Consider the following 14351-nt stretch of genomic DNA (forward strand, 5'->3'; position numbering starts at 1 on the left):
CAGTACGCTCCGTGTCCCATGTGCGATCGACAGCCCGAGGACACCCCGGCGACCGGCAATCTGCCCTGCGAGCTCGACGCGTTCGTCGGGCGGGAGGCCGAACTGGCGGAACTGGCCGGGGTGCTCGACGGAGCGCGGCTGGTGACGGTGACCGGCACGGGCGGCGTGGGCAAGTCCCGGCTCGCGGCCCGCGCGGCGGCCCGCATCGCGCCGCCGGACGGGGTGTGGCGGGTGGAGCTGGCGCCGGTGCTCGATCCCGCGTTCGTCGACCACGCGGTGGTGGCCGCGCTCGGACTCACCGACCACACCGCTCGCGCGCCGCGCGAGACGCTCCTCGACCATCTCGCCGAACGTCAACTCCTGCTGGTCCTGGACGGGTTCGAGCACCTGGTGGGGACCTGCGCCCAGCTCGTGGCCGAGTTGCTGGGCCGGGCGCCGGGGCTGCGGGTGCTCGCGGCGGGCCGCAGACCGCTCGGCGTGCCGGGCGAGCGGCTGTTCCCGCTGGCGCCGCTGGACGAGGACGAGGCGGTGGACCTGTTCACCGACCGCGCCGCCCTGCACGGGGTGTGCGCCCCGGACGGGGCGGAGGTACGGGAGCTGTGCCGTCGGCTGGAGGGGATTCCGCTGGCCGTGGAGCTGGCGGCCGGGCGGCTGCGGGCGCTGTCCCCGGGGCAGTTGCTGGACCGGCTGGACGACCGGTTCCGGCTGCTGACCCGGACCGACCCGGACGCGCCGTGGCGGCATCGCACCCTGCGCACCGCGATCGGCTGGAGCCACGAACTGTGCACGCCCGGGGAGCGGTTGCTGTGGGCGCGGCTGTCGGTGTTCGCCGGCTGCTTCGACCTGGAGGCCGTGGAGTACGTGTGCGGCGGGCACGGCCTGCCCGCCGAGGACGTCCTCGACGTGCTCCAGGAGCTGCTGGCGCAGTCGGTGGTCTCCCGCGAGGACACGGAGACGGGCGTGCGCTACCGCATGCTCGACACGGTCCGGGCCTACGGCGCCGACTGGCTGGCTGCCACCGGGGACACCGAGCGGCTGCGGCGCCGGCACCGCGACTGGTACCTGGGCCTGGCCACCTGGTGCGAGCTGGACTGGTTCTCGCCGCGCCAGCCCGAGGTCGCCGCGCGCGTGGAGGCGGAGCTGCCGAATCTGCGCCGGGCCCTGGAGCACTGCCTGTCCGAACCCGAGGAGGCCCATCTGGGCCAGCTGCTCGCGGGGTCCCTGTGGTTCTGCTGGGTCGGCTGCGGGCGGCTGTCGGAGGGGCGGCACTGGCTGGACCAGGCCGTCCGGCTGGACTCCGGGCACGAGCCGTCCCGGCTGAAGGCGCTGTGGGTGCTCGGCTACGTGGCGATCCTCCAGGGCGACACGGTCGCCGCGCTGGCGGCCCTGCACGAGTGCGGCGAGGAGGCGGAACTGTCGGTGAACGACACCGCCGCGGCCTACGCAGAGCACCGCACCGGCTGTCTGGCGCTGGTCAGCGACGACATGGCCGGTGCCGAGGCGCTGCTGCGCTCGGCGCTGGACCGCTACCGGGAGATCGGCGAGCTGAACAGCAACGTCCTGATGGGCCAGGTGGAGCTGGGCATGGCCCGGGCCTTCCAGGGCGATCTGGCGGAGGCGGTGCGCCTTTGCGAGGACGTGCGGGAGATCTGCGAGGACCACGGCGAGCGCTGGGCCCGCTCGTACGCGCTGTACGTGCTGGCGTACGCGGCCTGGCGGGAGGGCGACCAGGTCAGGGCGCGGGAGCTGCTGGCGGACTGCCTGGGCCACGCGCACTCCTTCCGGGACCTGCTGGGCTCGGTGCTCGTCGTGGAGCTGCTGGCCCTGGTCACGGTGACCGACGGGGACGCGGCGGAGGCGGCCGTGCTGCAAGGGGCGGCGGCGCGGATGTGGCCCTCGGTGGGGCTGCCGCTGTTCGGCTCGGCCTACTACAACGCCCCGCACGAGCTGTGCGAGGCGACGGCCCGGGAGCGGCTGGGCGACGAGCGGTACGAGGAGTGCGTACGGGCCGGTGCACTGCTGGACCGGGAGGCGGCGGTGGCGCGGGCGCTCGGCACCCGGCCCGCGGACCCGGACCTGCTGGAGGCGCTTCCCGCGCCGCGCACCGGGATCTCCCCCGACATGCAAGAACCCGCCGCCTCCCCGACCCGGAAGGGCGGGGAGACGGCGGGCTGAGGCGCAGGTGTCCTACGACCGCCGGAGGATCAGCGGGCGTAGTACTCGACGACGAGCTGCTCGTCGCAGATCACCGGGATCTCCTTGCGGTTCGGCTCACGGTCCAGGCGGAACGCCAGGGCCTTGAGGTTCACCTGGAGGTAGCGCGGGGTCTCGCCGTCGGCGGCGAAGCCACCCTCACGGGCGATGGAGAAGAGGGTCTTCTCACGGCTGCGCTCACGGACCATCACGACGTCGTCGGGACGGACACGGAACGAGGGCTTGTCGACCTTCTGGCCGTTGACCTCGATGTGGCCGTGCACGACCATCTGACGGGCCTGGTAGATGGTGCGGGCGATGCCCGAACGCAGCACCAGGGCGTCCAGACGGCGCTCCAGCTCGACGATCAGGGCCTCACCGGTCTTGCCCTGGACCTTGGACGCACGCTCGTAGGCGCGGACCAGCTGGCGCTCGGAGATGTCGTACTGCGCGCGCAGACGCTGCTTCTCCAGCAGACGGACCTTGTAGTCCGAGTTCTGCTTGCGGCCACGGCCGTGCTCACCCGGCGGGTAGGGACGGGCCTCGAAGTACTTGACGGCCTTCGGGGTCAGCGCGATGCCGAGGGCACGCGACTTCTTGACCTTGGGGCGGGACTGGTTCGCCACAATCTCTCATTTCTTGGTGTTCGGCTTGTCAGTGTTGGCGGGAGGTCGCATCCGCAGCCGGGGAATCCCTGGGGCCCGCGAGGGCCGTCAGGGCAGCCGCTCCCCTGGTCTGGGCACATACGTGCAGCACGCGAGTGGCCCACCGACCTGTTCCGTCCCGTGGGACGGAGGGTGGTGGGCTGCCCGCGACACCGTTCGACGGTGCGCGACGCTCCTGGAACCCCCGCTGGGAGGGTTCCGGCTGGATGTCCCGCTCTGACTGCGCGGGACTCAGCACTCCGAGCGATTCTACAGGCAGCTCAGGACCGTCTGCGACCGAGGTGCTTGCGGGTCCATTCCACGGCGTCCGCGTACCGCGCCTCCGCGCCGTGCCGGGTCGGGGCGTAGTACTCGCGGTCCTTCAGGGCGTCCGGGGCGTACTGCTGCTCGGCGATGCCCTCGGGCAGGTCGTGCGGGTACACATAGCCCTGCGCGTGCCCGAGCTTGGCGGCGCCCTTGTAGTGCCCGTCGCGCAGATGCGGCGGCACGGACCCGGCCAGCCCCTTGCGTACGTCCTCCAGGGCGGCGCCGATGGCGGTGGTCGCGGAGTTGGACTTCGGGGCCAGCGCGAGGGCGATGGTGGCGTGGCTGAGGGTGAGCGCGGCCTCCGGGAAGCCGATCATGGCGACGGCCTGGGCGGCGGCGACCGCGATGGGCAGGGCGTTGGGATCGGCGAGACCGATGTCCTCGCTGGCGGAGATCATCAGACGGCGGGCGATGAACCGGGGGTCCTCGCCGGCCTCGATCATCCGGGCCAGGTAGTGCAGGGCGGCATCGACGTCGGAGCCCCGGATGGACTTGATCAGGGCGCTGGCGACGTCGTAGTGCTGGTCGCCGTCGCGGTCGTACTTCACCGCGGCCCGGTCGACGGTCTGTTCCAGGGTCTGCAGGCTGATCTCGCTCTCGCCCTGGTCCAGGGCGGCCCCGGCGGCGGCCTCCAGGGCGGTCAGGGCGCGGCGGGCGTCCCCGCCGGCGATCCGCAGCAGGTGCTCCTCGGTGTCCTCGGGGAGGCCGACGGCGCCCTTCAGTCCGCGCTCGTCGTCCAGCGCCCGGCGCAGCAGGCCCCGGACGTCGTCGTCGGTGAGGGGTTCGAGGGTGAGCAGCAGGGAGCGGGAGAGCAGCGGGGAGATCACCGAGAAGTACGGGTTCTCGGTGGTCGCCGCGATCAGGGTCACCCAGCGGTTCTCCACCGCCGGGAGCAGGGAGTCCTGCTGGGCCTTGCTGAAGCGGTGGATCTCGTCGAGGAAGAGGACGGTCTCCTTGCCGAAGCCGCCGGTGGCGCGGCGGGCGCCCTCGATGACGGCGCGGACCTCCTTGACGCCCGCGGTGATCGCGGACAGCTCCACGAACCGCTTGTTGGTGGCCTTGGAGACCACGTACGCGAGCGTCGTCTTGCCGGTGCCGGGCGGACCCCAGAGGATCACCGAGGAGGGTCCGGCGGGGCCGCCGCCGGACTCGCCGACCAGTCTGCGCAGGGGTGAGCCGGGCTTGAGCAGGTGCTGCTGGCCCACCACCTCGTCGAGGGTGCGCGGGCGCATCCGGACGGCCAGGGGGCTGGCGGCCGGGTCCTTCTCCTGGCGCTCTTCCGCCGCGGCGGTGAACAGGTCGGGCTCCACGTCTGAAACCCTAAATCACGGCACTGACAAACCCTCCGGGCCGGTCAGCTCGTCCAGAAGTCCCACCAGCGGGTCAGGATCAGCATGCCGATGATGCCGATGTGCAGTACCGGCATCACCCAGGTGAACTCGCCGAAGAAGCTCTTCAGCCAGCTCGGTGCCGGAAGGAAGCCCTGGCGGATGTTGAACGAGGTCACGTACCAGAACATGATGATCGTCGCGACCCAGGCCAGGGAGCACCACAGGCACAGGGCGTTGATGCGGTACAGCGACTGGAACATCAGCCAGGCGCAGAAACAGACGCCGAAGAGGGTGCCGGCGTTGAAGGTGAGCCAGTACCAGCGCGGGAAGGTGGCGCGGGTGAGCAGGCTGACGCCGACGCAGATGACGATGCCGTAGGCGACGAGGCCGAGCATCGGGTTGGGGAAGCCGAAGACCGAGGCCTGGTCGCTCTCCATGACGCTGCCGCAGGAGACGACGGGGTTCAGGCTGCACCCGGGGACGAAGGTCTTGCCCTCGACCTTGGCCTCCAGCAGCTTGAACTTGTCGATCGTGATGACCCAGGCCGCGAGCAGTCCGGCGGCGCCGGTGATCATCAGCATCAGCGCGAAGGCGGTACTGCCGCCTTCCTTGCGCGGCGCCTCGGCGATGCGCTCCGGTTCGGGCTCTGTGGAGACGTCCTTCACTGTCGTCTTGCTCATCACGCCGATTCCGTCTGTTGGGGGGTGGGGGCCTTCTTCGAGCAGGGGCCATTGTGCCGCACCCGGAGCCCTTTCCACCGTTCGGTGGACATAAGGACGTACGGACGACGGCCCCCGGGCGTTCGGCGCGCTGGCGGGCGGATCTGCGGCTGCGGCGGACCCGGCGCACGGCACGCGGGCGTGCCCGGATGTCCGGAAATCAACGGGAAGGATGACGCCCGGGCCGCGGAGTTGACGGGCGCGCGCACGACGAAGGCGCCGGGCGGGTGCCCGGCGCCTTCGGTCCACGCGGCTGTCAGCCGAGCTTGGACTCCAGCTCCGCCACGATCTCGTTCACGCCGATCGCCACCTGCTCGCCGGACTCCATGTCCTTGAGCTGGACGACGCCCTCGGCGAGGTCGCGCTCGCCGGCGATGACCGCGTAGCGGGCACCGCTGCGGTTGGCGCTCTTCATGGCGCTCTTCAGGCCCTTGACGCCGAAGGAGAAGTCCGCCGCGACGCCGTTTCGGCGCAGCTCGGTGACCTTCGCGAACAGCACACGCCGGGCCTCCTCGCTGAGCGGCACCGCGAACACGCTGGTGGTGGAGGGCAGTTCGAGCTCGATTCCCTCCGCCTCCAGGGCGAGGACCGTGCGGTCGACGCCGAGGGCCCAGCCGACGGACGGCAGCGCGGGGCCGCCGATCATCTCGGACAGGCCGTCGTAGCGGCCGCCGCCGCCCACCGCGGACTGCGAGCCCAGACCGTCGTGGACGAACTCGAAGGTGGTGCGGGTGTAGTAGTCCAGACCGCGCACCAGCTTGGGGTCGTCCTCGAAGGAAACCCCCGCGGCCGTGATCAGCTCACGGACCTCCTCGTGGTACGCCTTGCAGGCGTCGCACAGGTAGTCGCGCAGCAGCGGGGCGTCGCCGAGCTGCTTCTGGACCGACTCGCGCTTGTCGTCCAGGACGCGCAGCGGGTTGATCTCGGCCCGGCGCAGGGTGTCCTCGTCGAGGTCCAGGCCGCGCAGGAAGTCCTGGAGCGCGGCCCGGTAGACGGGGCGGCACTCCTTGTCGCCGAGGCTGTTGAGCAGGATGCGGAAGTTGCTCAGGCCCAGCGAGCGGTACGCCTGGTCGGCCAGGATGATCAGCTCGGCGTCCAGCGCCGGGTCCTCGGCGCCGATCGCCTCGGCGCCGACCTGGGAGAAGTGCCGGTAACGGCCCTTCTGGGGGCGCTCGTAGCGGTACTGCGAGCCCGAGTACCAGACCTTCACCGGCAGGTTGCCCGCCTTGTGCAGGTTGGCCTCCAGCACCGCGCGCAGTACCGGCGCCGTGGTCTCCGGGCGCAGGGCGAGCCGGTCGCCGCCCTTGGTCTCGAAGACGTACATCTCCTTGGTGACGATGTCGGTGGACTCACCGACACCGCGCGCGAACAGCTCGACGTTCTCGAAACCGGGGGTCTCGATGTAGCCGTAGCCGGAGTTGCGCAGGGGCGCGGCGATGGCCTCGCGCACCGCCAGGAACTTCGCGGAGTCGGGCGGCAGCAGGTCGTACGTGCCCTTGGGGGCCTTGAAGGTGCTCACGGAAGTCTCTCGTCACATTCCTCGTCGGGGAGGGGTGTCCACACCCGCTCCCTGGCCGGCGGCCACCTGCCGCAGATACGGGTTGGTGGCGCGCTCCTGGCCGATGGTCGTCTGGGGGCCGTGGCCGGACAGCACCACGGTCGAGTCGTCGAGCGGCAGGCACACGCGGGCCAGCGAGTCGAGCATCTCGGCCATGTCACCGCCGGGCAGGTCGGTGCGTCCGATGGAGCCGGCGAACAGCAGGTCGCCCGAGAACAGGATCGGCGGGATGTCCGCCGCCTCGGGCAGGCCGAAGGTCACCGACCCCTTGGTATGGCCCGGCGCATGGGCGACGGACAGTTCCAGGCCCGCCAGCTCCAGCTGCGCGCCGTCGGTCAGCTCCTTGACGTCGTCCGGCTCCCCGATGGTCAGCTCGCCCATCAGCGGCATACCGATGGACCGGCCGAGCGCCTTCTCCGGGTCGCTCATCATGTACCGGTCCTCGGGGTGGATCCAGGCCGGTACGTCGTGCGCGCCGCAGACGGGGACGACCGAGGCCACGTGGTCGATGTGGCCGTGGGTGAGGACGACGGCGACGGGCTTGAGGCGATGCTTCCTGATCGCTTCCGCGACTCCGTCGGCGGCCTGGTGACCGGGGTCGATGATCACGCACTCCTCACCCGCGGCCGGGGCGACGAGGTAACAGTTCGTCCCCCAGGCCCCGGCGGGGAACCCGGCAATGAGCACGATCGTCCTTCGTTTGTGTCGGTTCGGGTGACAAGTCGTTGGGCTGCGCCTGAGGTCAGAGCCTACCGGCGCTGCCGATTCCTCAGCGAACCCATATACGGTACGGGGCACACGCAGACGGTCGGCTCACCGGGCGCACCCGCCCCGGTCGACGCATACAGACGCTTGAGGAGACAACCCCGTGGTCAGCCAGGAACAGCGGCGGCGTCAGCTCGCCCGGGAGAAGTTCTTGCGGCAGCAGCAGCGGCGCACGGAGGCGCGGCGCAAGTCACGTACACGCAACGCGGTGATCGCGTCGGCGCTCGGTGTCGTCCTCATCGGCAGCCTCGGGCTCTACACGGCGGGCGCCTTCGACGGGGACGACTCCAAGTCGAACGCGGGCGCGGAGGTCACCCCGAGCGCCACGCCGACCAGCAAGGCGCCGGACCCGTGCGAGAAGCCGGCCAAGGGCAAGGTCGAGACCATGAGCTGGAAGAAGGAACCGGCCATGACCATCGACAAGTCCGCGAAGTACACGATGAAGCTGGACACCACGTGCGGTGAGATCGACATAGCGCTCAAGGCCGCGGCCGCCCCGCACACGGTCAATTCGTTCAACTTCCTGGTGAACAAGGGCTACTTGGACCACACCAAGTGCCACCGGCTGACGGACAGCAGTATCTGGGTCCTGCAGTGCGGCGACCCGACGGCCACCGGCAGTGGCGGTCCGGGCTACACGATCCCGGACGAGAACCTGAAGGACGAGGACATCAAGGGCGACGTGTACCCGGCGGGCACGGTCGCGATGGCCAACCAGTTCAACGCCCAGACCGGTGAGGGCAAGGACTCCGGCGGCAGCCAGTTCTTCCTCGTCTACCAGGACAGTCCGCTGCCGGCCAACTACACCCCGTTCGGCACCGTGTCCAAGGACGGGATGAAGGTTCTGAAGAAGCTCGCCGCCGCCGGAGCGCAGGCTCCGGACCCCGCGACGGGCAACACGGCGCCCAACGCGACCGTGGTGATCAACAAGGCAACTGTCACCAAATCCTGACCCCCCAACTGCGAAATTTCGGTCGCGCGGGATGCGGACAGGCAACCCGCCGGTCGCCTATGTTGGCCGTGACGAAACTGTGGACGATGCCCGGGGGCGCTGAAGCCCCGCGCAGGCATCATGTGGAGGAGGCGCTGTGAGCAGCGACCCGTGGGGCCGCGTCGACGAGACGGGGACCGTGTACGTGCGTACGGCCGACGGCGAGCAGGTCGTCGGTTCCTGGCAGGCGGGCTCCCCCGAGGAGGCGTTGGCCTACTTCGAGCGCAAGTACGAGGGCCTGGTTGTCGAGATCGGCCTCCTCGAAAAGCGAGTGAAAACCACCGACCTGTCCGCCAAGGACGCGATGGCGGCGATCGACCACATCCGTGAGCAGGTCGACGCGCATCACGCGGTCGGTGATCTGGACGCCCTGCGGCAGCGTCTGGACCGGCTCGTGGAACTGGTCGAGAAGCGGCGCGAGGAGCGCAAGCAGCAGCGGGCCAAGCAGTCCGACGAGGCCCGCCACGCCAAGGAGGCGCTGGTCGCCGAGGCGGAGGAGCTGGCCCAGTCCGACCAGTGGCGGGCGGCCGGTGAGCGGCTGCGGGCGCTGGTGGACACCTGGAAGGGGCTGCCGCGGCTGGACCGCAAGTCCGACGACGAGCTGTGGCACCGCTTCTCGCACGCGCGCTCGGCGTTCTCCAAGCGGCGCAAGGCGCACTTCGCGGCGCTGGACGCGCAGCGCGAGGAGGCCCGCAGGACCAAGGAGCGGCTGGTCGCCGAGGCCGAGGCGCTGTCCGGGTCGACGGACTGGGGTCCGACGGCCGCGCGCTACCGCGAGCTGATGGCGGAGTGGAAGGCCGCGGGCCGTGCCCAGCGCGAGCACGAGGACGATCTGTGGAACCGCTTCCGCGGCGCCCAGGACGTGTTCTTCGCGGCGCGCAGCGCGGTCTTCGCCGAGCGTGACGCCGAGCAGGCCGAGAACCTGAAGCTGAAGGAGGAGCTGGCCCAGGAGGCCGAGAAGATCCTCCCGGTGACGGATCTGAAGGCCGCGCGGGCCGCGTTCCGGCAGATCAACGAGCGCTGGGAGGCCATCGGCCATGTGCCGCGGGACGCCCGCCCGAAGGTCGAGGGCCGGATGCACGCCGTGGAGCGGGCGATCCAGGAGGCCGAGGAGGCCGAGTGGCGCCGCACCAACCCGGAGGCACGCGCGCGTGCCGAGGGTCTGACGGGGCAGCTCCAGGCGGCCGTGGACAAGCTCAAGGGCCAGATCGAGCAGGCCCGCGCCCAGGGCAACAACGCCAAGGCGGAGAAGCTGGAGCGGGAGCTTGAGGGCCGCCAGGCCCTGCTGGACCAGGCCCTGAAGGGCCTCCAGGAGTTCGGCGGCTGAGCGGACCGGATGAGGAGAAGGGCCCCGCACCCTGAGGTGCGGGGCCCTTCTGCGTGGTCCTACGAGCGGCTGCGGGCCGAGGTCACGCGGTACACGTCGTACACGCCCTCCACGCCCCTGACCGCTTTCAGGACGTGTCCCAGGTGCTTGGGGTCGCCCATCTCGAAGGTGAACCGGGAGGTGGCGACGCGGTCGCGGGAGGTCTGCACGGCCGCGGAGAGGATGTTGACGTGCTGGTCGGACAGGACGCGGGTGACGTCCGACAGCAGCCGGGAGCGGTCCAGCGCCTCGACCTGGATGGCGACCAGGAACACCGAGGACTGGGTGGGCGCCCACTCGACGTCCAGGATGCGCTCGGGCTCACGGGACAGTGACTCCACGTTGACGCAGTCACTGCGGTGAACCGATACGCCACTACCACGAGTGACGAAACCGATGATCGGATCGCCCGGAACGGGTGTACAGCAGCGCGCGAGCTTGACCCAGACGTCGTCGACGCCCTTGACCACGACCCCGGGGTCCTGGCTGCTGCGCCGCTTGCGACTGCGGGCACGGGCCGGCGGGACCGCCTCGTCGATCTCCTCGGTGGCCGCCTCCTCGCCGCCGAGCGCCTGCACCAGCTTCTGCACGACGTTCTGCGCGGCCACATGGCCCTCGCCGATCGCCGCGTACAGCGAGGAGATGTCCGGGTAGCGCATCTCGTGTGCCAGCGTGACCAGCGAGTCGCCGGTGAGGATGCGCTGGATCGGCAGGTTCTGCTTGCGCATGGCCCGCGCGATGGCGTCCTTGCCCTGCTCGATGGCCTCGTCCCGGCGTTCCTTGGAGAACCAGGCGCGGATCTTGTTGCGGGCGCGCGGCGACTTCACGAAGCCGAGCCAGTCCCGCGAGGGGCCCGCACCCGCCGCCTTGGAGGTGAAGACCTCCACCAGATCGCCGTTGTCCAGGGTCGACTCCAGCGGCACCAGCCGCCCGTTGACCCGGGCGCCTATCGTGCGGTGGCCGACCTCGGTGTGCACGGCGTAGGCGAAGTCCACGGGGGTGGCACCGGCCGGGAGCGCTATGACATCGCCCTTGGGGGTGAAGACGAAGACCTCGTTGCGGGACAGGTCGAAGCGCAGGGACTCCAGGAACTCGCCCGGGTCCTCGGTCTCCTTCTGCCAGTCCAGCAGCTGGCGCAGCCACGCCATGTCGTTGAGGTGGTCGTCCTTGCCCTTGCCGGCCTTCGGCACGTCGGTGCGCACCTTGGAGGCACCGGCGACGGCCTCCTGCTTGTACTTCCAGTGCGCGGCGATGCCGTACTCGGCGCGGCGGTGCATGTCGAAGGTGCGGATCTGCAGTTCGACCGGCTTGCCGTTGGGGCCGATGACCGTCGTGTGCAGCGACTGGTACATGTTGAACTTGGGCATCGCGATGTAGTCCTTGAACCGCCCCGGAACCGGGTTCCAGCGGGCGTGGACGGTGCCCAGGGCCGCGTAGCAGTCGCGGACGGTGTCCACCAGGACGCGGATGCCCACCAGGTCGTAGATCTCCGCGAAGTCCCGGCCGCGGACGATCATCTTCTGGTAGACGCTGTAGTAGTGCTTCGGGCGGCCGGTGACGGTGGCCTTGATGCGGGCGGCGCGCAGGTCCTGCTGGACCTCGTCGGTCACTATGGCCAGGTACTCGTCCCGCTTGGGGGCGCGCTCGGCGACCAGCCGCACGATCTCGTCGTACATCTTGGGGTAGAGGATCGCGAAGGCGAGGTCCTCCAGCTCCCACTTGATGGTGTTCATGCCCAGGCGGTGGGCGAGCGGCGCGTAGATCTCCAGGGTCTCGCGCGCCTTCTTCTCCTGCTTCTCGCGCTTGAGGTAGCGCATGGTGCGCATGTTGTGCAGACGGTCGGCGAGCTTGATGACCAGGACGCGCGGGTCCTTGGCCATGGCGACGACCATCTTGCGCACGGTCTCGGCCTGCGCGGCCTCGCCGAACTTGACCTTGTCCAGTTTGGTGACGCCGTCGACGAGCAGGGCCACGGAGTCGCCGAAGTCGCGGCGGAGCTGGTCCAGGCCGTACTCGGTGTCCTCGACGGTGTCGTGCAGCAGGCCCGCCATCAGCGTGGCCGGGTCCATGCCCAGCTCGGCGAGGATGGTGGTCACCGCGAGGGGGTGCGTGATGTACGGGTCGCCGCTCTTGCGCTTCTGGCCGCGGTGCCAGCGCTCGGCGACCTGGTAGGCCTTCTCGATCTGGCGGAGCGTCGACGACTCGATCTTCGGGTCGTTGCTGCGCACGATCCGCAGCAGCGGTTCCAGCACCGGGTTGTACGGGTTGGAGCGCTGCACGCCGAGGCGGGCCAGGCGGGCGCGGACGCGGTTGGAGGAGCCGGAGCGGGGCGGCTGGCCGGTGTTCGGGCGCACGGCGGGCGTGGCCGGACGCTCGGGCGGGGCCGGCTTGGGGCGCGACTGCTCGGCCGGCTTGCGGGCCGGCGCGGACTGGCCGTGCTCGACCGGCCCGTGGACGTCGCTGCGGGTGTTCTTCGCGGTCGACGTGTCCGGCGCGGGCTTGGCCGCGGAACCCGAGGCGTCGGGCTTGGCGGCGGTCAGGTGCTGGGCCTCGTCTGGCAAGAGGGCTCCTCGTGCGCGATCCGGGTCCCCCGGTCAGGCTCCGGAGACCCCATGGTAGCGATCCTGCGCCCGAGGATCGCCTTCAGGCCGTTGTGAGGCCTGTACACCGGGGAAACGCGAGGGGGGCCGTACGCGATTCCCACCAGGCGTCCGGCACCTCAGGAGCGACGGGATGGGGCCGCGGCAGCACGACGCCCCGCGTCCCTCAAGGGCGGCGCGGGGCGTACGTGGGTGTACTGGGATGTATGGGCGCTCAGATCGTGAGCAACGCCTCCAGCGGGGCTCCGGCGAGTGCCGGGGCCAGGCGGTCGCGGCCGCCGAGGAAGCCCAGCTCCATCAGCACGGCGAGGCCCGCGACCTCGGCGCCCGCCCTGCGGATGAGCTGGATCGAGGCCTCGGCGGTGCCGCCGGTGGCCAGGACGTCGTCGACGACCAGGATCCGGTCCTCGGCGCCCAGGTCCTCGGCGTGCACCTCGATCTCCGCGGAGCCGTACTCCAGGTCGTAGGCCTGGCTGAGGGTGGCTCCGGGGAGCTTGCCCGCCTTGCGGACCGGGATGAAGCCGAGTCCGGCGCGGACGGCGACGGGGGCGCCGAGGATGAACCCGCGGGCCTCCAGGCCGACGACCTTGGTGGCGCCGGTGCGCTCGGCGACCTGCGCGAGGCTGTCGGTGAGCACGGTGAACGCCGCCGGGTCCGCCAGGAGCGGGGTGATGTCCTTGAACATCACGCCCGGCTCCGGGTAGTCCGCCACATCGCGGATGCGGCTGAGCAGCAGCTCCTGCACGTCGGTCATCGGCGCTTCCCCGAGGGACGGCCACGGCCCCGGCTGCGGGACGCGGGCTGGGTGCGGGGGCCGACGACCGCGGCCGCTGCGTCGTCGTCCACCTCGTCGGTCAGGGGCTCGTCGACGGCACCGGCCGGGGCGGACGCGGCCTGCGCCCGCTTGGCCATGACGCGCTTGCGGAGCGCCTTCATCTGCGGCTCGCGCTCCTTGAGGTCGGCGACGAGCGGCGTGGCGATGAAGATCGAGGAGTACGCACCGGCCGCGAGGCCGACGAACAGCGACAGCGAGATGTCGTTCAGCATGCCCGCACCGAGGAAGCCGCCGCCGATGAACAGCAGGCCCGCCACCGGCAGCAGCGCGACCACCGTGGTGTTGATGGAGCGGACCAGGGTGCTGTTGATGGAGCGGTTGGCGACGTCGCTGTAGGTCCAGCGGGTCTGCTTGGTGATGTCCTTCGTCTGCTCCTTGAGGCTGTCGAAGACGACGACCGTGTCGTAGAGCGAGTAACCGAGGATGGTCAGCAGACCGATCACCGTGCCCGGGGTGACCTCGAAGCCCACCAGGGCGTAGATACCGACGGTGATGGTGATGTCGTGGATCAGGGCGACGAACGCGGCGAGCGCCATACGCCACTCGAACGCGATCGCCAGGTAGATCACCACGAGGACCAGGAAGATCCCGAGGCCCTGCCAGGCCTTCTGGGCGATCTGCTCACCCCAGCTGGGGCCGACCAGCTCGCCGGTGACCTGGTTCTCGTCGACCTTGAGGTCCTTGGCCAGCTCCGCGGAGACCCGGTCCGCCTCCTTGGTCTCGATGCCCGAGACCTGGATGCGCAGCTTGCCGTCGCCGAGCTTCTGGACGATGGCGTCGTGGCCGGAGGCCTCTTCCGCCCACTCCTGCGCCTGGGAGACGGAGACCTCGGTCTTCGGGGTGGTGAAGACCGCGCCGCCCTGGAACTCGATGCCCATGTTCAGGCCGCGCACCGCGAGGCCCACGATCGCCGTGATGGTGATCAGGATGGACAGGCCGTACCAGATCTTGCGGTTGGCGACGAAGTCGTAGCCGATTTCGCCACGGTGCAGTCGGGCGCCGAGGTTGCCGAGCTTCGACAT

Annotated in this window: 11 protein-coding genes; 3 read left to right on the top strand and 8 right to left on the bottom strand. The window is 70.5% G+C overall.

The window, feature by feature from the left end:
- The first annotated feature begins 18 nt into the window (after window positions 1-18).
- Complete coding sequence (locus tag GA0115233_RS05630) at window positions 19-2175, top strand: ATP-binding protein (protein WP_176711648.1); 2157 nt, start codon at window positions 19-21, stop codon at window positions 2173-2175.
- A gap of 29 nt (window positions 2176-2204) precedes the next feature.
- Here the strand turns inward: GA0115233_RS05630 and rpsD are convergent, their stop codons facing one another.
- The 5 genes from rpsD to GA0115233_RS05655 form a co-directional block, all read right to left on the bottom strand.
- Complete coding sequence (gene rpsD, locus GA0115233_RS05635) at window positions 2205-2819, bottom strand: 30S ribosomal protein S4 (protein WP_093718960.1); 615 nt, start codon at window positions 2817-2819, stop codon at window positions 2205-2207.
- A gap of 299 nt (window positions 2820-3118) precedes the next feature.
- The gene (locus GA0115233_RS05640; protein ID WP_093718961.1) at window positions 3119-4474 is read right to left on the bottom strand and encodes a replication-associated recombination protein A; all 1356 of its coding nucleotides are present in this window, start codon (window positions 4472-4474) and stop codon (window positions 3119-3121) included.
- Window positions 4475-4518: 44 nt separating this feature from the next.
- Complete coding sequence (locus GA0115233_RS05645) at window positions 4519-5175, bottom strand: vitamin K epoxide reductase family protein (RefSeq protein ID WP_093718962.1); 657 nt, start codon at window positions 5173-5175, stop codon at window positions 4519-4521.
- 295 nt (window positions 5176-5470) lie between these two features.
- Window positions 5471-6733: a histidine--tRNA ligase gene (gene hisS, locus GA0115233_RS05650; protein WP_093718963.1), complete on the bottom strand. Its 1263-nt coding sequence runs from the start codon at window positions 6731-6733 to the stop codon at window positions 5471-5473.
- Window positions 6734-6745: 12 nt separating this feature from the next.
- A complete protein-coding gene (locus tag GA0115233_RS05655; RefSeq protein WP_093718964.1) occupies window positions 6746-7459 on the bottom strand; it encodes an MBL fold metallo-hydrolase in 714 nt (237 codons plus the stop codon).
- A 181-nt stretch (window positions 7460-7640) separates the two neighbouring features.
- Here GA0115233_RS05655 and GA0115233_RS05660 point away from each other — a divergent pair, with 181 nt between their 5' ends.
- Window positions 7641-8489 (top strand): peptidylprolyl isomerase, encoded by an 849-nt coding sequence (locus GA0115233_RS05660; protein ID WP_093718965.1) that lies wholly within the window; start codon window positions 7641-7643, stop codon window positions 8487-8489.
- A 136-nt stretch (window positions 8490-8625) separates the two neighbouring features.
- Window positions 8626-9855: a DUF349 domain-containing protein gene (locus GA0115233_RS05665; protein ID WP_093718966.1), complete on the top strand. Its 1230-nt coding sequence runs from the start codon at window positions 8626-8628 to the stop codon at window positions 9853-9855.
- A gap of 59 nt (window positions 9856-9914) precedes the next feature.
- Here GA0115233_RS05665 and GA0115233_RS05670 read toward each other — a convergent pair whose 3' ends face one another.
- The 3 genes from GA0115233_RS05670 to secF form a co-directional block, all read right to left on the bottom strand.
- A complete protein-coding gene (locus GA0115233_RS05670; protein ID WP_093718967.1) occupies window positions 9915-12455 on the bottom strand; it encodes a RelA/SpoT family protein in 2541 nt (846 codons plus the stop codon).
- A 253-nt stretch (window positions 12456-12708) separates the two neighbouring features.
- The gene (locus tag GA0115233_RS05680; RefSeq protein ID WP_093718969.1) at window positions 12709-13248 is read right to left on the bottom strand and encodes an adenine phosphoribosyltransferase; all 540 of its coding nucleotides are present in this window, start codon (window positions 13246-13248) and stop codon (window positions 12709-12711) included.
- Entirely contained in the window at window positions 13245-14351 is a 1107-nt protein-coding gene (gene secF, locus GA0115233_RS05685) for a protein translocase subunit SecF (RefSeq protein ID WP_093718970.1), read from the bottom strand. Before secF ends, GA0115233_RS05680 begins: the two co-directional genes overlap by 4 nt.

This window comes from Streptomyces sp. DI166 (genome assembly GCF_900091315.1).
GTDB classification, from domain to species: domain Bacteria; phylum Actinomycetota; class Actinomycetes; order Streptomycetales; family Streptomycetaceae; genus Streptomyces; species Streptomyces fuscus.